The sequence below is a fragment of the Amycolatopsis sp. Hca4 genome (assembly GCF_013364075.1).
Taxonomy (GTDB): Bacteria; Actinomycetota; Actinomycetes; order Mycobacteriales; family Pseudonocardiaceae; genus Amycolatopsis.
In genome coordinates this window covers 5,313,521-5,331,440 of sequence record NZ_CP054925.1, presented here as the reverse complement: position 1 = coordinate 5,331,440, position 17,920 = coordinate 5,313,521, and the positions used below count along the sequence as shown (strand labels likewise).

Here is a 17,920-nt window from a genome sequence, read left to right as displayed (position 1 = left end):
CGCCGTAGCCGCTCGCGGAAGGCCCGCACCCATGAACCTCGCGCGCCCGCGCGCGAGGCGCCCGCTCACCGCAGCGTCCCCGACCCACCTCGGCACGCTGTGCCGCACTCCTGCCCACCCGGGGTAGCGTGGACGCCACGATGGACACCCTCTTCGATCTCCCCGCCGCGACCCCTGTGCGCAAGCCCGCCGCCGGCGGGCAGGCCGAGCTGCTCGACGACCTCAACCCCGCCCAGCGCGAAGCCGTCACCCACGCCGGTGGCCCGCTGCTGGTGGTGGCGGGCGCGGGATCGGGCAAGACCCGGGTGCTGACCCGCCGGATCGCCTACCTGCTCGGGCAGCGCCGGGTGCACCCCGGCGAAATCATGGCGATCACGTTCACCAACAAGGCCGCCGCCGAAATGCGCGAGCGCGTCGCCGCGCTCGTCGGGCGCCGCGCGAACGCGATGTGGGTGTCGACCTTCCACTCGATGTGTGTGCGGATCCTGCGCCGTGAAGCCAAAACGCTGGACATGTCGTCGAGCTTCTCCATCTACGACTCCGACGACACCAAGCGGCTGATCACCTTGGTGGCCAGGGATCTCGACATCGACCCGAAGCGTTACCCCGCCCGCACGCTCGCCGTGCACATCTCGAACCTGAAGAACGAGCTCACCGACCCGGAGACGGCGGCGGCGAACGCGGGCAACGACCTCGAGCGCCGCGTCGCCGAGGTCTACGCCGAGTACCAGCGGCGGCTCAACCAGGCCAACGCCTTCGACTTCGACGACCTCATCATGCGCACGGTGTCGCTGCTGCAGGCGTTCCCGGACGTCGCCGAGTACTACCGGCGGCGCTTCCGCCACGTGCTGGTCGACGAGTACCAGGACACGAACCACGCGCAGTACACGCTGGTCCGCGAGCTGGCCGGGACGGCACCCAACGAAGCCGGTGTCGAGCCGGCCGAGCTGGTCGTCGTCGGTGACGCGGACCAGTCGATCTACGCCTTCCGCGGCGCGACGATCCGCAACATCGAGGAGTTCGAGCGGGACTTCCCGAACGCGCACACCATCCTGCTGGAGCAGAACTACCGCTCCACGCAGACGATCCTGTCCGCGGCCAACGCCGTCATCGAGCGCAACCCGAACCGCCGCGCGAAGCGGCTGTGGACGGATTCGGGCGACGGCGAGAAGATCGTCGGCTACGTCGCGGACAACGACCACGACGAAGCCGCGTTCGTCGCGGGCGAAATCGACGCGCTGGCGGAGAAGGGCGAAGCGGACTACTCCGACGTCGCCGTCTTCTACCGCACCAACAACCAGTCCCGCGTCTTCGAAGAGATCTTCATCCGGCTCGGCCTGCCGTACAAGGTCGTCGGCGGCGTGCGGTTCTACGAGCGGCGCGAAGTCCGCGACATGATCGCGTACCTGCGCGTGCTGGCGAACCCGGAGGACACGGTCAGCCTGCGGCGCGTGCTGAACGTGCCCAAGCGCGGCATCGGCGACCGCGCCGAAGCCGTCGTGGCGACGCACGCCGAGCGCGAGCGGATCTCCTTCGCGCAGGCGCTGCGGGACGCGACCGAAGGCAGGGTGCCGCTGCTGAACCCGCGCTCGGTCAAGGCGATCGGCGGCTTCGTCGCGATGCTCGACGAGCTGGGGACGCTGGTTTCCGAAGGCGCCGAGGTGCACGACGTCCTGGAAGCCGTGCTGGACAAGACCGGCTACCGCGTCGAGCTCGAGGAGTCGGAGGACCCGCAGGACCACACGCGGGTGGAGAACCTGGACGAGCTCGTCACGGTGGCGCGGGAGTTCACCGAGATCACCGCCGAGGTGGCCGCGGACGAGAACGCCGAGCTGGTCGTCGAGGAGGGCGTCCCGGCGCCGGGCTCGCTGCCGGCGTTCCTCGAGCGCGTGTCGCTGGTCGCGGACGCGGATTCGGTGCCCTCGCCCGACGGCGGCGAAGAAGGCGACGGCGGCGCGGGTGTGGTCACGCTGATGACCGTGCACACCGCGAAGGGCCTGGAGTACCCGGTGGTGTTCTGCACCGGCTGGGAGGACGGCGTCTTCCCGCACATGCGCGCGCTGGGCGACCCGACGGAGCTGGCCGAGGAACGGCGGCTCGCGTACGTCGCGATCACGCGGGCGCGCAAGCGGCTGTACGTCTCGCGCGCGATCACGCGCTCGGCGTGGGGACAGCCGTCGATGAACCCGGCTTCGCGGTTCCTCGACGAGCTGCCGCCGGACCTGGTCGACTGGCGGCGGCTGGAGCCGTCCAGCAGCGGCTTCGGTTCGTTCGGCTCCGGTTCGCGAGGCACCCCGCGAGCGGCGACGACCTGGGGTGGCCGTCGGTCTTCGTCGCCGTCTTCGCCGGGCACGCCGTCGTTCGGCAAGGGCTGGAAGGACACGGTGGCGCTGAAGCTGGACGTCGGCGACCGCGTCAGCCACGACAAGTACGGCCTCGGCACGGTGATCTCCTGCGACGGAGTCGGCCCGCGCGCGACGGCCACGATCGACTTCGGCCAGGCGGGCAAGGTCCGTCTGATGCTGATCGGCAGTGTCCCGATGGTGAAGCTCTAGCTGTAGTGACCATGGACGTTGTTGACCGTTGAGCGGCGCGTCGGGTTGATCAAGGCGAAGACCTCCGTGTGTGGTGCTGGTGTCTGACGCCATCACCGAACACGACGGAGGTCTTCGTGTCCCACCGTAATGCCCGGTTGACCCTGCACGGCCGCCGGTTGCTGATCGACCGGGTCACCGCGGGACGCCCGGTCGCCCATGTGGCCGCCGAACTCGGGATCTCCCGTGCGACCGGGCACAAATGGGTCCGCCGCTACCGCCAGCACGGCGAAGCCGGCCTGCACGACCGTTCCAGCAGGCCCCACCACACGCCCACCCGTCTCCCGGAGCGGACCGAGCAGCAGATCCTTGACCTGCGTCGGAACCGACGTCTCGGCCCGGCCCGCATCGCCGGCATCCTCGGCATGCACGCCTCGACCGTGCACCGCGTCCTGACCCGCCACCACCTGCCGAAACTGGCCTGGCTGGACCGCCCGACCGGACAACCGATCCGCCGCTACGAACGCGCCCGGCCCGGCGAGCTGCTGCATGTCGATGTGAAGAAACTCGGCCGGCTGCGCGAGGGCGGCGGCTGGCGAGCACACGGCCGCGACAGCCTCGAACGCCGCCGCGCCCGCTACGGAGCCCGCGTGGGTTACGAGTACGTCCACTGCGCCATCGACGACCACACCCGCATCGCCTACGCCGAAATCCACCCCGACGAAACCGCCGCCACATGTGCTGGGTTCCTCCGCCGCGCCGCCACTGCCTTGGCTGAGCTGGGCGTCGACCGGATCGAACGAGTCATGACCGACAACGCCCTGGCCTACCGCCGCTCCCACGCCTGGCGTGACGCCCTGGCCAGCATCGGCGCCGAAGCCCGCTTCACCCGCCGCTACCGGCCGCAAACCAATGGCAAAGCCGAACGCTTCAACCGCACCCTCGCCGAAGAATGGGCCTACGCCCAGCCCTTCACCAGCTCACACCACCGCGCCGAAGCCCTGCCAGAGTTTCTCCACCGCTACAACCATCACCGAGCTCACACCTCACTCGGCGGAAAGCCACCTATCACCCGCGTCAACAACCTCACGGGGCACTACATCTAGCTCCCGCGCAACCCGTCCGAGTGAATCCGGCGGCGATCTCCCCGATCGCCGCCGGAATCGTCGTACCCACCCGGTAGAACTGACCCTGCGATCGAACAAAGGTTCGACGGAGGGGGTAGTGTGGTGTGGACGCGGTGCTGTTTCACCTGTTGGCCGAAGGGGTACAGAAATACCTGCGAGGAGTCCTGGGGACGACGGTTCCGGATCGGGGTCGGGAACCTGCGGGGGCTTCAGGAAATCCTTCGCGTGCGGGAGCGGAGGCGTGCCGGCTGGCCGCCGCCTGGCGAGCGCTGCTCAGGCAGCACGAGCTCGGCGCGGACGGGCGCTGTGTCACCTGCGGCCGGGGACGCCGCTGGACGACCAGGGCCCGGAGTGCCGCGCGTGTCCGCTCCGCGGGGGGCGCAGGGGGAGGTGTGCCCTGGGGCTGGCTGCCGGTCCGCCGCGGCCCGGCGGAGCTGTGCACGGTGTGGCAGGTGGCGGTGGCGTACTTCATCCGCCGTTTACCGGGCGGACAGCGGTAGGTGGTTCCGGGCGCTGAGGCGCCTGTGGACGGTTTTTCCCGGCCCGGATGAGGTTCCGGTAGCCCGGCAGTCCTCTGGGCGGCTTGGGGCGTTCTGTGACGGTGCCCGGTCGCCCGGCCGTGATGCCTTGTCGACCGATCCGGCTGCGCGGAGTGTCTCGGGTGTTCGCCGGGTCTTGGCTCGGCTGGCGGCGTTCCTCGCCGTGGCTGGGTTGCCCAGCGGCGTTGCTCGCGCGACGGATCCGGCTGCGCGGTGTGTCTCCGGTGTTCGCCGGGTCTTGGCTCGGCTGGCGGCGTTCCTCGCCGTGGCTGGGTTGCCGAGCGGCGCTGCTCGCGCGACCGATCCGGCTGCGGGGAGTCACTCCGGCGCTCGCCGGAACTCGCCGGAACCGCTCGCCGACGTCCGGCCGTGGTTGCCTTCACCCGAGTGGGCAGCCTTACCCGATCCGGGCGTTTGTGTTTGGCCCTCAGCGGTGAACCCTGATCTTGTGATCGGATCCAGCTCGCAAGCGGCTCGGCGGAGCGCGTGTCTTCAGCGCCCTTCGTCGGCTTCGATCGCCCGCGTCTTACCGGCCGAGGCGGGAGGCCGCGGGGCTGGAGTTCCTCTGGTCGAACCTGCTCCAGTGGCCCGAAGGGCGGGGAGGAGCGCGTCGCACCCTTCGCCGTCGGTCGCTGCGGGCTGCGTCCCGGCCGGAGCGGGTCGCTCTACGGCCGGGTTGCCTGTTCCCGCGGGATCAGATGACGATGCCGCGCTGGGCCAGCCAGGGCCGCGGGTCGATCTTCTTGGTGCCGTTCTGCCACACCTCGAAGTGCAGGTGCGGGCCGGTGCTCTGGCCGCGGTTGCCGATCTCGGCGATCTGCTGGCCGCACTTGACCTTCTGGCCCTCCTTGACGGAGAAGCTGTTCATGTGGCCGTAGACCTGGATCGTGCCGTCGTCGAGCTGCACCCGCACCCAGAGGCCGAAACCGCTGGCGGGGCCGGCCTCGATCACGGTGCCGTCCGAGGCGGCGTAGATCGGGGTGCCGATGGCGTTGGCGATGTCGATGCCGAGGTGACTCGTGCCCCACCGGGCACCGAAGCCCGAGGTGAAGGTGCCGTGCGCGGGCAGGCAGGTCTTGGGCCGAGCGGCTTCTTCGGCGGCCTTCTTGGCGGCGTCGGCTTCGCGCTGCTCGCGGGCCTGCGTGACAGAAGCGCTGTCAGCGAGCTTGGCGGCTTCGGCGGAAGCGTCGACGGCGTGGCCGGTCGGCAGGAGCTCGGGGGCACCCCCGGAGCCCGCACCTCCCGCGGTCAGCGAGGCGCTGGCGTCCTGGCTGTTGGCCAGTGGGGTGACGGCGGTGTCCGAGTCGGTGACTGTCTTGAGGGTCGAGCCCGCAGCGGCGGCGGCGAACGCACCAGCCGCAACAGCGGCAACCACGACACGGCCGCGAAGGGCCGAAGAGGGCGGGGCGATGCGGTGCGCACCCCGGACACGGACGACCGCGCCTTCGAGCGCGTCCTTCAGTGCCGGGGAAGGAGCTTGGCCGCCGGGGGAGCGGTGTGAAGCCAAGACAGGGCCTTCCATCGTCGGGGAGCCGGGTCGAGGACTGCGGGCGGGGGAACCCGGTGAGCCAACCTCGGGGGTGGTTTGCTCGGCGTCCTACTTCGTGACCTGACTGTAATGGGGACCCCGGGACAGTAACGAAGGGGTACTGCTGTCGGCAAGACGTGCCCCCGCTGTCGGCCGATCGGGTGGTGTCGACATCGCGCTCACCTGTGGAAATCACCCAAAGTTAGAGGGGGATTACGGCGTTTGGTGTGACTTGCCTTACAGACTGAACGGGTGGTGGAGGTCTGCCGAAGGGCCTAACCGAGGCTCGAGAGGCCCCGCGGGCCGGAATAACGAATTGCGGAGAGGAGTTGAAGCGCTTCCGACGACTCCCGCCCGCCGAGCGCTGCGGAATAGTCCGAACTTGCTAGCGTCGCGGGCAAGATGCCCCCACGCGCAGAGCCCCCCACCGGAAGCACCCCCGGCCCCCGCCAGGAACCCCAGGCGCGAGGTACGGACCGAGCGGCCCCGAGCCCGGAAGCGGCAGGCCCAGCGAACCCCAGGCACCCCGCTCAGAGTGCGCCAGCGCCAGACGCCCCGACCCGCCCCGTGCCGGCCGCGGAGGGTGAGACGCAAGTGTCCGAAAGCCCCGCAGGCACCGAGCGCACTGGCAACTCCTCACGGTCCGACGCGCCCCACGTGGGTGGGCGGGATGAGCCCGAGACTTCCGCCATCCCTGCAGGCGCCGCCGGGTCCGATGCGCCGACCCGGCCCGTCCCGGCCGCCGGCGGTATCTCTGGCGTGCCCGAAAACCCCACTCCGGCGAACGGCTCCACCGCCGCCGGCCGCGCGGACAAGCCCTCGCCGCCCGAGCCTGCTCCCGGAAAATCCGCCGAATCCGACGCCCCGACGAGCCCCGTGCCCGCCGCGAGCCGTGTACCCACCGTGCCCGAAAACTCCCCGCGCAGCTCCGCCGAGCCCAAGCCCAGCCGTACCGGCGCCACCCGAGCCGGCCAATCCGGCAGCCCCGCCCAGCCCACTCCCGCCACCCGGCGCACCTCCGCCGGCCCCCGAACCGCCCCCGCCGAACCCGTCGAACCCTGGACCGACGACACCGAGACCCACCCCTCACCAGCCCTCAAAGCCGCCCTCACCCTGGCCGCCGCCGGCGCGGTCGCCCTCACCGCCGCCGCCTTCACCCCCGTCTCGCCCGCCGCCTCTCCCGGGTTCACCAGCTGGCCCTTCCTCGCCCTCCTCGCCCTCGCCCCCGCAGCCGCCGCCATCTGGCCGGCCCTCTCCGGGAAACCCGCCCTCGGTGGTGGCCTTCTCCTCGGCCTGGCCGCCCTCGCCCCCGGCCGGCTGGTGCTCGACCTCCAGTTCGCCGTCAACGGCCCCCTCACCATCCGGCCCGAGCTCTACCTCCCCGACCGGTTCCTCGGCAGCTCCGCCGTCGGCGGCGGGTTCTGGCTGCTCGTCGCCGGGGACCTGCTGACCGCGGCCGCCGGGGTCGTCGCCTGGCGGGCGCTTCGCAGCCACGACGAACCCGAACGGCGGCGGTGGCGGCTGCTCGTCCCGCTGCTCGCCGTCGTCGCCGGGGCCGGGCTGCTCACCGCTCCCGTCCACTCCGACAACGGCTTCCTGCTCGCCCGTGCCGCCTTCGAAGGCCCCTGGCCCGCCCTCGGCGGGTACCTCCTGCTCGCCGCCGCCCTGCCGCTGGCCGCCGTCCTCGCCCTTGCCGCGCCGTCCGAGCAAACCGCCCGCGGCGCGCTCGGCGGGCTCGCCGCCGGGGCCTTCGGCGTCGCCGCGCCGCCCGTTCTCGCCGGGCTCTTCCGGGACGATCTGCACGTCACCTGGGGACCCGTCCTCGCGCTCCTCGCGACGGCCGTCGTCGCCGTCCTCGCCGCGACCCGACTCAACGAAAGCGCCGAAACCCCTGACCAAGGCGGCAACGTCGAGCTCCCCGGCCTCTTCTGGTGGCGGCTCACCACCGGCCTGCTCGGCCTCGCCACCGCCGTCGCCGCCCTCGTCGGCGCGTCGGCCCCGCAGGTCGCCGTCACCGCACTGAACCCGGGCGCCGCCACGCCGGTCAGCGCCGCCGCCGAGAGTCCCGCGCGGTGGTTCCTGCTCGCCGCCGCGCTCGTGCTCGCCGTTCCCTCCGCGCTCGTGCTCGTGCCGAAGACCGCCGCCGTCGCGCGGCCCGTCCTCGGGGTCGCCTGGGCCGGGGTCGTGCTGGCCGGCACCGCCGTCCTCAACACCGCGCTGACCGCCACCCAGGCCGGCAACCTCGCCGGCTTCGGCGGGGCGGCCGCCGCCGCGCCCGTCTTCACCTACGACCTCGGGGCCGGCGCCGCCTGGACGTTCGCCGCGCTCGTGCTCGCCGCGGTGGCCGCGCTCGCCGCCGTCGGCACCGGGGTCGTCGAACGCGAAGACGCGGGCGACACGACGACCCAGAGCGCGAACCTCACGCTCGTCGCGGCCGGCGCGGTCCTGGCCGTCGCCGCGTTCGGGCTGCCCGTCTTCGCCGTCCCCGGCTACGTCGCCGCCGGGCTCTGGTCGCACTTCGACACCCCCTCGTGGGGCCTGCTGACCGCCGCCGTGGTCGTCGTCGGCGCGGCCGCGCTCGCCACGCGGTCCCGGCCGAAGCCCGCGGCCGCCCTGCTCACCGGCGCCGCCCTGCTCACCGCACTGCACGCCGCCGAACTGCCGCTCGTCGGCGGCTCACTGGGCGGCGCCAGCCCGGCCACCGGGTTCTGGGTCGCCCTCGCCGCCACGGCCGCGCTGCTCGCCGCCGCCGGACTCGCCGTCGCCGGGGGACGCCGTGCGGCGTGAGCGCCCGCGGGTGCTGCTCGTCGAATTCGGGCGGCCCGACCCGGCCGCCGTCGCGCTGGCCCGCGTCCTGCGCGACGACGGCGTGGAGGTCGTCCACGCCGGCCGGCTGGACACGCTCGAGCAGCTCCGGAGCACGGCCGAGCAGGAGGACCCGGACGCCGTCGGCGTGCTCGGCGCCGGGCCGCCGCCCGGGCTCGCCGACGCGTTGAACGGCGTTCTGGTCCTGCCCGCCGAAGCCGCCGGAGACCCCGGAAAAGCCGTGGAATGGTTGCGCGGTGGGCGGTCTCACACCGCGGACGCACCGTCTGACCGCGCACGGTGACCGACTTCACCAGGTGCGGAGTCCCCGGCGTCTGCGCAGGTCGCTAACCTCGACTGGTCCGACAGCGCGGTTCGGCAACGGACCACCACAGTGGCGTGTCGTCAGGAGACTGGAGTAGTGGACCTCTACGAGTACCAGGCGAGGGATCTCTTCGCCGCCCACGGAGTACCGGTTCTGCCGGGCTCGGTGGCTAGCACCCCCGAAGAAGCCAAGACCGCCGCGGAGCAGATCGGCAACCAGGTCGTCGTCAAGGCGCAGGTGAAGGTCGGCGGCCGCGGCAAGGCGGGCGGCGTCAAGCTGGCCCAGACGCCGGACGAGGCGAAGGAGAAGGCGGAAGCCATCCTCGGCCTCGACATCAAGGGCCACATCACGCGTCGCGTGCTGGTGGCCGAAGCCTCGGACATCGCGTCCGAGTACTACTTCTCCTTCCTGCTGGACCGCGCGAACCGCACGTTCCTGGCGATGGCGTCCTCCGAGGGCGGCATGGAGATCGAGCAGCTCGCGGTCGAGCGCCCCGAAGCGCTCGCGAAGATCCCGGTCGACGCGATCGCCGGTGTCGACAAGGCGAAGGCGCTCGAGATCCTGAAGGCCGGCAACTTCCCGGCCGAGATCATCGACGAGGCCGCCGACGTCGTCGTCAAGCTCTGGGAGACCTTCGTCTCCGAGGACGCCACGCTGGTCGAGGTCAACCCGCTGGTCCGCGACCCGCAGGACAAGATCATCGCCCTCGACGGCAAGGTCACCCTCGACGAGAACGCGGACTTCCGCCAGCCGGGCCACGAGGCTCTGGTGGACAAGGACGCGGAGAACCCGCTCGAGGCGAAGGCCAAGGCCAAGAACCTCAACTACGTCAAGCTCGACGGCCAGGTCGGCATCATCGGCAACGGCGCGGGCCTCGTCATGTCCACTTTGGACGTCGTGGCGTACGCGGGCGAGAAGCACGGCGGCGTGAAGCCGGCGAACTTCCTCGACATCGGCGGCGGCGCGTCGGCCGAGGTCATGGCGGCCGGGCTGGACGTCATCCTCAACGACAGCGACGTGAAGAGCGTCTTCGTCAACGTCTTCGGCGGCATCACCGCCTGCGACGCGGTGGCGAACGGCATCGTCGAGGCCCTGAAGATCCTGGGTGACGAGGCCACCAAGCCGCTGGTCGTCCGCCTGGACGGCAACAACGTCGTCGAGGGTCGCCAGATCCTGGCCGACGCGAACCACCCGCTGGTCACCGTGGTGGACACAATGGACAACGCGGCCGACAAGGCTGCCGAGCTCGCCGCGGCAGGTGCGTGAGATGTCGATCTTCCTGAACGAGAACAGCAAGGTCATCGTCCAGGGGCTCACCGGCTCCGAGGGCACGAAGCACGCGACCAAGATGCTGAAGTCCGGCACGAACATCGTGGGCGGCGTCAACGCCCGCAAGGCCGGCCAGACCGTCACCATCGAGGGCAAGGACCTCAAGGTCTTCGGCACCGTCGAAGAGGCGATCAAGGAGACCGGCGCCGACGTGTCGGTCATCTTCGTGCCGCCGAAGTTCGCCAAGGACGCGGTCCTCGAGGCGATCGACGCCGAGATCCCGCTCGCCGTGGTGATCACCGAGGGCATCCCGGTGCACGACTCGGCCTACTTCTGGGCGCACGCCGTCGCCAAGGGCGGCAAGACCCGGATCATCGGCCCGAACTGCCCCGGCGTGATCAGCCCCGGCAAGTCGAACGCCGGCATCATCCCGGCCGACATCACCGGCCCCGGCTCCATCGGCCTGGTGTCGAAGTCCGGCACGCTGACCTACCAGATGATGTACGAGCTGCGGGACATCGGCTTCTCGACCGCGGTCGGCATCGGCGGTGACCCGATCATCGGCACCACGCACATCGACGCCCTCGAGGCGTTCGAGGCCGACCCCGAGACCAAGGTCATCGTGATGATCGGCGAGATCGGCGGCGACGCCGAGGAGCGCGCCGCGGCCTACATCAAGGAGAACGTGACCAAGCCGGTCGTCGGCTACGTCGCGGGCTTCACCGCGCCCGAGGGCAAGACCATGGGCCACGCCGGCGCCATCGTCTCCGGCTCCTCCGGCACGGCCGCCGCGAAGAAGGAGGCCCTCGAGGCCGCCGGCGTCAAGGTCGGCAAGACCCCGAGCGAGACCGCTGTCCTCGCGCGTGAGCTGTACAACAACCTGGGCTGAGCCCGGGAGGTAACTCCTGGTCGGGCCGGGCACCCACACGGGTGACCGGCCCGACTTCGTTTCGGCAGGAAACCGGGCGAGGTATTCACACGTCTGGTGGGCTGGCGGCCGCGGAGTGCGCTAGCGTTCTGCCTCACCAGCCGCCTCGTCTTCCCCCGGTCGCCCGTGCGCGCCCGGGGTGCCGGTCGAACCGACAGGAGTGCACCCGATGACCTTCCCCAGCGGTGGGCCCGGCTACCCCCAGCAGGGTGGCGGCCAGCAGCCCCCCGGACCGCCGTCCAGTGGCTTCCCCGCGCAGCAGCCGCCGTCGCATTCGCACCAGGCGCCGTCCGGCGGTGGCGGCCTGCCCCAGAACCTGCCGCTGCTGCTCGCCCTGGTCGTCGCCGGCCTCGGCCTCGTGCAGTACTTCCTCGGCTTCTCCGACAACGGTGAAGTCGGCCTCGGCGGGACGTTCCTGCTCGGCGGCGGCCTGCTCGCCGCGATGCAGCTGCTGCCGAAGGGCCCGAAGACGCTGCCGTTCGCGGCGCTGTTCAGCGTTCTCGGCGCGCTCGAGGTCCTGGACACCCTGGTCGGGATGCAGACCTCGCCCGGCATCGTCACCGTCATCCTGATCCTGGGCATCCTGCAGATGCTCGCCGCGGTCGCCGCGCTGCTCATCGAGCACGACGTCATCAAGCCGCCGTCACCGAAGCCCGCCGCGCCGTCCTACGGCGGCCAGTACGGCCAGCCGGGCCAGCAGTTCGGCCAGCAGGGTCAGCCGGGGCAGCAGTTCGGCCAGCCTGGCCACGGGCCGGGGCCGGTCGCCCCGACCGGTGAGCCGTCGGCGCCGTTCTCGCAGCCGGGCCAGTACGGCTCGCCGAACCCGCCGTCGACCACGCCGCCGCCGGGGCAGCAGGCCACGACGTACGCCCCGCAGCAGGGCCAGTTCTTCCAGCAGCCGCCGCCGGAGAATCCGGGCACGCCGCCCGGTGGCTTCGGCAAGTCCAGCTGACGCTGCTTCCACCGACACCCGCTGTGACGCTCCGTGTCACAGCGGGTGTCGTGCGTCCGGGGCGACCCGGTCGGGTGAGCTCCCGCGGCCCACGGCGGCGTGGCTCACCCGGACGGAGCAGTACGGATGTCAGGGTGCGGACCATGGACCAGCTCACCGACGACCCCCACGCGCCGGGTGAAGCGGTGGACGACCCCGGCGCCGCACCCGTCCCGGCGTCCCGGCTGCGTGTGCTGCTCGCGGCCGCCATCGGCCCGCTGGTCACCGGTTACACCGCCGTCGCGACCTTGCTGGTCCTGATCGCCCTCACCGCCGGCCGCGCCGCCTTCTCCGACACCGGGGTGTTCCTGGCCGCGGGGCCCGGCTGGCTCGCCGCGCACCAGGTGCGCCTCGGCATCGGCGGCCACCCGCTCGGGGTGCTGCCCCTGCTGCCGACCCTGGGCGCGGTCGCGCTGGCCGCGCGGACGGCGTCCGCCGCCGCCCGCCGCCTCGGCTGCCGCTCGTTCCGCGAAGCCCGGCCCGTGCTGCTCACGATCGCCGGCGCGCACGCGGAGTTCGGGCTGGTCATCGCCCTTTGCGCGCAGGGATCGGCGGTGACGGCGAACCCGGTGACCGCCTTCGCCGTGCCGGGCCTGCTCGCCGCCGCGGCCGCGGCCGCCGGCCTCGCCCGCTCGTGCGGGCTGCCGGACGCCGTCGCCGACCGCCTCGACCCGCTCGCGCTGCGCGGCCTGCGGGCCGGCGCGCTGAGCCTGGCCGTCCTGGTGGCCTGCGGTGCCGCCGTGTTCACCGTCGTGACCGGGGTGTCGTGGGCGACGGTGGCCGACACCTTCGAACCCGGGTTCGGCACCAGCTCGGGCCTCTTCCTGCTCTCGGTGCTGTACCTGCCGAACGCCGTCACGGCGGCACTGTCCTTCGTCACCGGCCCCGGCTTCTCGATCGGGCCGCTGACCGTCGGCATGTTCGGCTACCACGGCGGCGCCGTGCCCGCCGTCCCGCTGCTCGGCGGCCTGCCCGAGCACCACGCGGCCTGGTGGCCGGCGCTGCTGGTGCTGCCCGCGGCGACCGGCGCGCTGGCCGGCTGGACGTTGCGCAAGGCCGACGCCGATCCGGCGCAGCGCATCCGCGCGGTCGCGGTCGCCGGTGCCGTCGTCGCGCTCGGCTGCGTCGTGCTGGGCTCCCTGGCCGGTGGACGGCTGGGCGACGGCCCGTTCGACCCGGTGAGCGTCCCCGTCGGTGTCGCCTCGGTCGTCGCGTTCTGCTGGATCGTCATCCCGGGTTCGTTCGTCGCCTTCTTCGCCGGCGAGCACGAGCCGCCCGCTCCGCCGCCCGAAGCGCTCGAAGAGAACGAAGCCTTCGAGGACGCCGAAGACGTCGACCCCGAAGAAGCGGCCGAAGCCGTCGAGGAGCTCGAAGCGTCCGAAGGGGACGAAGAAGAACCCGACGAAGACGCCGAGTTCGAAGCCGAGGCGGACGCCGAACTCGGCCTCGGCGAACCGGGGGAAACGGTGCCGGATCCGGACGAGGCTGTGACCGGAGGCACCGAGACCTGCGGCGACGTCGAGCCGGGCGAGGGCGACCGTTAGGGTTTACGTGACCTGGTGAAGCGCCGTGCGCCCGGCTGCGCACCGCCCGCGGCAAGGAGCCCGCTCTGTCTCAACGGTTGGAGCTGCCCACTCCGGTGAAGCTCGTCGTGCTCGCGTCGGGCTCCGGCACCCTCCTGCAGGCGGTGCTGGACGCCACCGGGCGGTCCGGCTTCCCGGCCAAGGTCGTCGCCGTCGGCGCCGACCGCACCGGCATCGAAGCCCTCACCCGCGCCGAGCGACTGAGCATCCCGTCGTTCACCGTCCGCGTCGCCGACCACCCCGACCGCGCCGCGTGGGACAAGGCACTGACCGAGGCCGTCGCCGCGTACCGGCCGGACCTGGTCGTCTCGGCGGGGTTCATGAAGATCCTCGGCGAGCAGTTCCTCGGCCGCTTCACGGTGATCAACACCCACCCCGCGCTGCTGCCGTCCTTCCCCGGGATGCACGCGGTCCGCGACGCCCTCGAAGCCGGTGTCAAGGTCACCGGCTCGACCGTGCACTTCGCGGACGCCGGGGTCGACACCGGGCCGATCATCGCCCAGGAGGCGGTCGTCGTGGAGAGCGACGACACGGAGAACGTCCTGCACGAACGGATCAAGGCCGTCGAACGCAGGCTGCTGGTGGAAACGATCGAGCGACTCGGCCGCGGTGGCTGCACCGTGGACGGACGAAAGGTGACATTTCGTGAGCACTGACCTGGGACGGCGCCCGGTCCGCCGGGCGCTGATCGGCGTCTCGGACAAGGCGGGCCTCCTGGACCTCGCGACCGGCCTGCACGCGGCCGGCGTCGAGATCGTCTCCACCGGCGGGACGGCGAAGGCGATCGCCGACGCCGGCGTCCCGGTCACGCCGGTCGAGCAGGTCACCGGCTTCCCGGAGTCGCTGGACGGCCGCGTGAAGACGCTGCACCCGAACGTGCACGCCGGCCTGCTGGCCGACCAGGGCAACCCCGACCACGTCGAGCAGCTGCGCAAGCTGGACATCGCGGCGTTCGACCTGCTCGTGGTGAACCTGTACCCGTTCGCGCAGACCGTCGCCTCCGGCGCGAGCCCCGAGGACTGCGTCGAGAACATCGACATCGGCGGCCCGGCCATGGTCCGCGCCGCGGCGAAGAACCACGGCAGCGTCGCGGTCGTCGTCGACCCGGCGAGCTACGGCTGGGTGCTCGAGCGCGTCGCCGACGGCGGCTTCGAGTTCGAGGACCGCAAGCGCCTCGCGGCCCGGGCGTACGCGCACACGGCCGCGTACGACACGGCGGTCGCTTCGTGGTTCGCCAGTGCGTACGCGCCCGCGGACGACGCCGGCTTCCCGGACTTCCTCGGCGCCACCTGGGAGCGCGCCGACGTCCTGCGCTACGGCGAGAACCCGCACCAGAAGGCCGCGCTGTACAAGAGCCAGAACCCGGGCCTGGCGCACGCCGAGCAGCTGCACGGCAAGGCCATGTCCTACAACAACTACGTCGACACCGACGCCGCCCGCCGCGCCGCGTACGACTTCGCCGAGCCGGCCGTCGCGATCATCAAGCACGCCAACCCGTGCGGCATCGCGATCGGCGTCGACGTCGCCGAAGCGCACCGCAAGGCGCACGCGTGCGACCCGGTTTCGGCCTACGGCGGCGTCATCGCGACGAACCGGCCGGTCAGCCGCGAGGCCGCCGAGCAGATCGCCGAGATCTTCACCGAGGTCGTGCTGGCCCCGGACTTCGACGCCGAAGCGCTGGAAATCCTGCAGCGCAAGAAGAACATCCGCCTGCTGAAGCTGCCGGCCGCCCCGGCGTTCCCGGTCGAGTTCCGCCCGATCTCCGGCGGCGTCCTGCTGCAGACGGCCGACGCGATCGACGCTCCCGGCGACGACCCCGCCAACTGGACGCTGGCCACCGGGGCCCCGGCCGACGAGAACACCCTGCGCGACCTCGAATTCGCGTGGCGCTCGCTGCGCGCGGTCAAGTCCAACGCCATCCTGCTGGCCGCGGACGGCGCGACCGTCGGCGTCGGCATGGGCCAGGTCAACCGGGTCGACTCGTCGCGGCTCGCGGTGGCCCGCGCGGGTGACCGGGCCAAGGGGTCGGTCGGCGCGTCGGACGCGTTCTTCCCGTTCCCGGACGGCCTGGAGGTGCTGGTCGAGGCGGGGGTCCGCGCGATCGTGCAGCCGGGCGGCTCGGTCCGGGACGCCGAAGTCATCGCGGCCGCGGAAAAGGCGGGCGTCACGATGTACCTGACGGGGACGCGGCACTTCGCGCACTGATCCCCCGCGCTTCGAGAGGGAGGGCTCGATGCAGCAACCGCCGTACGGTCACGGTCAGCAGGGGTACCCGGGCTATCCGCAACAGCAGCCCGGGTACCCGCCGCAGCAGGGCTACCCACCCGGCTATCCACCCCCGGGCTACCCGCCCGCCGGGTACGGCGCGCCGGTGCCGCCGCCGAAGAAGAAGCGAACCGGGCTGATCCTCGGCATCATCGGCGGGGTCGTCGTGCTGCTCGGCGCGGGCATCCCGCTGGGCATCTTCGCGAGCGACTACTTCGCGAGCACCGGCGCGGCGCCGTCGTCGTCGCCGGTGCCCGCCGAGTGCCGGGTCCCGGCGCCGGTGCTGGAGAAGGCGGGCTTCCCGAGCTTCGTGCTGGCCGGCCAGGGCACCGAGGGCCTGCCGGGACTCAAGCAGCAGGGCTGCAGCTGGAAGCCGGGCCCGGACGAGAACGTCCGCGACGCCACCATGCACGTCCAGATCACGCAGTACTCCGGGTACGGCGCGCGCGAGCAGGCGGACGCCCTGTTCAAGCCGACTGCGCCGCCGATCCCGCCGACGGACGTGCGTGGCATCGGCGACAAGGCGCTCTTGGTCCGGCTCGCCACCGGCAGCGCGTTCAGCGGGTCCCGGCTGCACGTCATGAAGGGCACGACCGTCGTCGTCCTCGAGGTGTCCGGCTGGGACAAGGGGTTCTTCGCGAACTCGCCGATGCCGCAGCAGGAAACCGACGCCGCCGTGCAGGCCGTCGGCGCGGAGATCGTCAAGAACCTGGCCCGCTAGGCGGGCGCGGGCAGCGCCCGGCACAGCGCGACCGGGAACTTCGGCTCGGCCGCCCGGATCTCGGTGCAACCGCCGGACTTGGCCTGCGCGAACGACGTCCACCCGGCGTCGCTCCAGCGGAACGCGGTGCGGGACGGCGGATCGGCTTGGCGCGGCGGGAAGTCGACGACGAGCCAGGCCGGGTCGCAGGCTCGCGTGGTGCCCGGGCTTTCCGCGGCGGCGGCGGACACCGCGGCCCCGATCCACGCGGGGTCGCAGTGGTCGGCGGGCGGGGCGCAGCTGCCCTGGCGGTCGCAGTGGCCCCAGCCCGCGCCGAGCTTGTGCCACGCGTTGCCGGTGTCGGCGTTGAGGATGACCGTCCGGTCCGCGATCGGGTCCGTCGTCGTCAGCCGCAGCTCGGCGGGCACCTTGTCCTGGCAGCCGCCGGCCGCCGGGCGCGTCGAGTAGACGACGTCGGCGCGGACGTCGGTCTTCGCCTCCACGACCTGTTCGATCCGCGGCTCGCGGACGCAGCCGGGGTCCTTGCCCGGCAGGGCGACCTGCACGAAGAGGCTGTGGTCGTCCGCGCCGGGGCGGATCCCGGTGACGTCGGCGCGGAACGAGCGCCACTGGGCGCCGATGGTCGTCGGTGCCGGGGCCGCGACCGTGGCGCCCGGTACCTCGCAGGCCACCGCGGCGACGGCCACGAGCACGCCGACGACCGCCAGGATCGGCCGTGTCCACGGTCCGGTCATCGTCACCCCCAAGTCCACGGGGGAATCTAGCCGACGCCGCAGCGTCAGGCGGCCGGACCGGATTTTTCGCTCAGTGTGACGTCCTTCTCCAGGTAGACCGCGCCGCGGATGTGCCCGGAGGCCGCGGGCGCGTCGGTGAGCCGGTAGCCCGCGCGCTGGTAGAGCGCGATGTTGCGGGCGCTGCGCGCACCGGTGAACAGGGCGAACCGGCGGGCTTCGGCGGGCGCGTGCGCTTCGGCGTGGGCGAGCAGCCGCCGGCCAAGACCCCGCCCGGCGAGGTCCGGCGCGACCATCAGCCTGCCGATCTCCCAGCTGTCCCCGTCGAGGCGGGCGCGCACGGCGCCGACCAGCCGGTGGTCCTGCCGCAGCACCCACACCGACCAGGTCTTCGTCCAGTCGCGCACGTCTTCGAGGGTTTCGTGCAGCGCGGGGATGTCGAGGGTGTCGTTGAGGACGGCTTCCTGGACCCAGCAGCAGCGTTGCAGGACCAGCAGTTCCGGGACGTCTCCGGGGCGGGCGTCGATGGGCTCCACGTCCGCCTGTCTAGCGACCGGCAGGCGGGCGGGCAACT

Annotated in this window: 14 protein-coding genes; 11 read left to right on the top strand and 3 right to left on the bottom strand. The window is 72.3% G+C overall.

What is annotated here, in order from left to right:
* The first annotated feature begins 140 nt into the window (after nt 1-140).
* Nucleotides 141-2,555 (top strand): DNA helicase PcrA, encoded by a 2,415-nt coding sequence (gene pcrA, locus HUT10_RS23395; protein WP_176173198.1) that lies wholly within the window; start codon nt 141-143, stop codon nt 2,553-2,555.
* Nucleotides 2,556-2,671: 116 nt separating this feature from the next.
* Nucleotides 2,672-3,640 carry an IS481 family transposase gene (locus HUT10_RS23390; RefSeq protein ID WP_176172930.1) on the top strand — a complete coding sequence of 323 codons (969 nt, stop codon included), beginning with the start codon at nt 2,672-2,674 and terminating at the stop codon, nt 3,638-3,640.
* A gap of 1,254 nt (nt 3,641-4,894) precedes the next feature.
* Here the strand turns inward: HUT10_RS23390 and HUT10_RS23385 are convergent.
* The gene (locus tag HUT10_RS23385) at nt 4,895-5,575 is read right to left on the bottom strand and encodes a M23 family metallopeptidase (protein ID WP_176173197.1); all 681 of its coding nucleotides are present in this window, start codon (nt 5,573-5,575) and stop codon (nt 4,895-4,897) included.
* A gap of 1,056 nt (nt 5,576-6,631) precedes the next feature.
* Between HUT10_RS23385 and HUT10_RS23380 the strand changes: the two genes are divergently transcribed.
* From HUT10_RS23380 to HUT10_RS23340, 9 genes are all read left to right on the top strand, one after another.
* Nucleotides 6,632-8,515, top strand: a complete 1,884-nt coding sequence (locus HUT10_RS23380) for a hypothetical protein (RefSeq protein WP_254896997.1) — start codon at nt 6,632-6,634, stop codon at nt 8,513-8,515.
* The gene (locus HUT10_RS23375) at nt 8,505-8,837 is read left to right on the top strand and encodes a hypothetical protein (protein ID WP_176173195.1); all 333 of its coding nucleotides are present in this window, start codon (nt 8,505-8,507) and stop codon (nt 8,835-8,837) included. The genes HUT10_RS23380 and HUT10_RS23375 overlap by 11 nt, the downstream gene beginning before the upstream one ends.
* Before the next feature lie 117 nt (nt 8,838-8,954).
* Entirely contained in the window at nt 8,955-10,124 is a 1,170-nt protein-coding gene (sucC, locus tag HUT10_RS23370; RefSeq protein ID WP_176173194.1) for an ADP-forming succinate--CoA ligase subunit beta, read from the top strand.
* 1 nt (nt 10,125) lies between these two features.
* On the top strand, nt 10,126-11,016 hold the full coding sequence (sucD, locus tag HUT10_RS23365) for a succinate--CoA ligase subunit alpha (protein ID WP_176173193.1): 891 nt from the start codon (nt 10,126-10,128) through the stop codon (nt 11,014-11,016).
* A gap of 208 nt (nt 11,017-11,224) precedes the next feature.
* Nucleotides 11,225-12,007: a DUF5336 domain-containing protein gene (locus HUT10_RS23360; protein ID WP_176173192.1), complete on the top strand. Its 783-nt coding sequence runs from the start codon at nt 11,225-11,227 to the stop codon at nt 12,005-12,007.
* 134 nt (nt 12,008-12,141) lie between these two features.
* Complete coding sequence (locus HUT10_RS23355; RefSeq protein ID WP_176173191.1) at nt 12,142-13,590, top strand: DUF6350 family protein; 1,449 nt, start codon at nt 12,142-12,144, stop codon at nt 13,588-13,590.
* 77 nt (nt 13,591-13,667) lie between these two features.
* Nucleotides 13,668-14,285, top strand: a complete 618-nt coding sequence (gene purN / locus HUT10_RS23350; RefSeq protein WP_176173190.1) for a phosphoribosylglycinamide formyltransferase — start codon at nt 13,668-13,670, stop codon at nt 14,283-14,285.
* Nucleotides 14,275-15,834 (top strand): bifunctional phosphoribosylaminoimidazolecarboxamide formyltransferase/IMP cyclohydrolase, encoded by a 1,560-nt coding sequence (gene purH / locus HUT10_RS23345; protein ID WP_176173189.1) that lies wholly within the window; start codon nt 14,275-14,277, stop codon nt 15,832-15,834. Before purN ends, purH begins: the two co-directional genes overlap by 11 nt.
* A 28-nt stretch (nt 15,835-15,862) precedes the next feature.
* Nucleotides 15,863-16,615: a hypothetical protein gene (locus HUT10_RS23340; protein WP_176173188.1), complete on the top strand. Its 753-nt coding sequence runs from the start codon at nt 15,863-15,865 to the stop codon at nt 16,613-16,615.
* Here the strand turns inward: HUT10_RS23340 and HUT10_RS23335 are convergent.
* Nucleotides 16,612-17,349, bottom strand: coding sequence for a hypothetical protein (locus tag HUT10_RS23335; protein WP_176177959.1), 738 nt, complete (start codon nt 17,347-17,349; stop codon nt 16,612-16,614). The genes HUT10_RS23340 and HUT10_RS23335 overlap by 4 nt on opposite strands.
* Before the next feature lie 44 nt (nt 17,350-17,393).
* Nucleotides 17,394-17,882: a GNAT family N-acetyltransferase gene (locus HUT10_RS23330; protein ID WP_176173187.1), complete on the bottom strand. Its 489-nt coding sequence runs from the start codon at nt 17,880-17,882 to the stop codon at nt 17,394-17,396.
* Nucleotides 17,883-17,920: the final 38 nt, after the last annotated feature.

What these genes read in the sequence shown, in the direction of transcription:
- pcrA (WP_176173198.1), top strand. Translation starts at nt 141, where the DNA reads ATGGACACCCTCTTCGATCTCCCCGCCGCGACCCCTGTGCGCAAGCCC.
- sucD (WP_176173193.1), top strand. Translation starts at nt 10,126, where the DNA reads ATGTCGATCTTCCTGAACGAGAACAGCAAGGTCATCGTCCAGGGGCTC.
- HUT10_RS23360 (WP_176173192.1), top strand. Translation starts at nt 11,225, where the DNA reads ATGACCTTCCCCAGCGGTGGGCCCGGCTACCCCCAGCAGGGTGGCGGC.
- HUT10_RS23340 (WP_176173188.1), top strand. Translation starts at nt 15,863, where the DNA reads ATGCAGCAACCGCCGTACGGTCACGGTCAGCAGGGGTACCCGGGCTAT.
- HUT10_RS23335 (WP_176177959.1), bottom strand. Translation starts at nt 17,349, where the DNA reads ATGACCGGACCGTGGACACGGCCGATCCTGGCGGTCGTCGGCGTGCTC.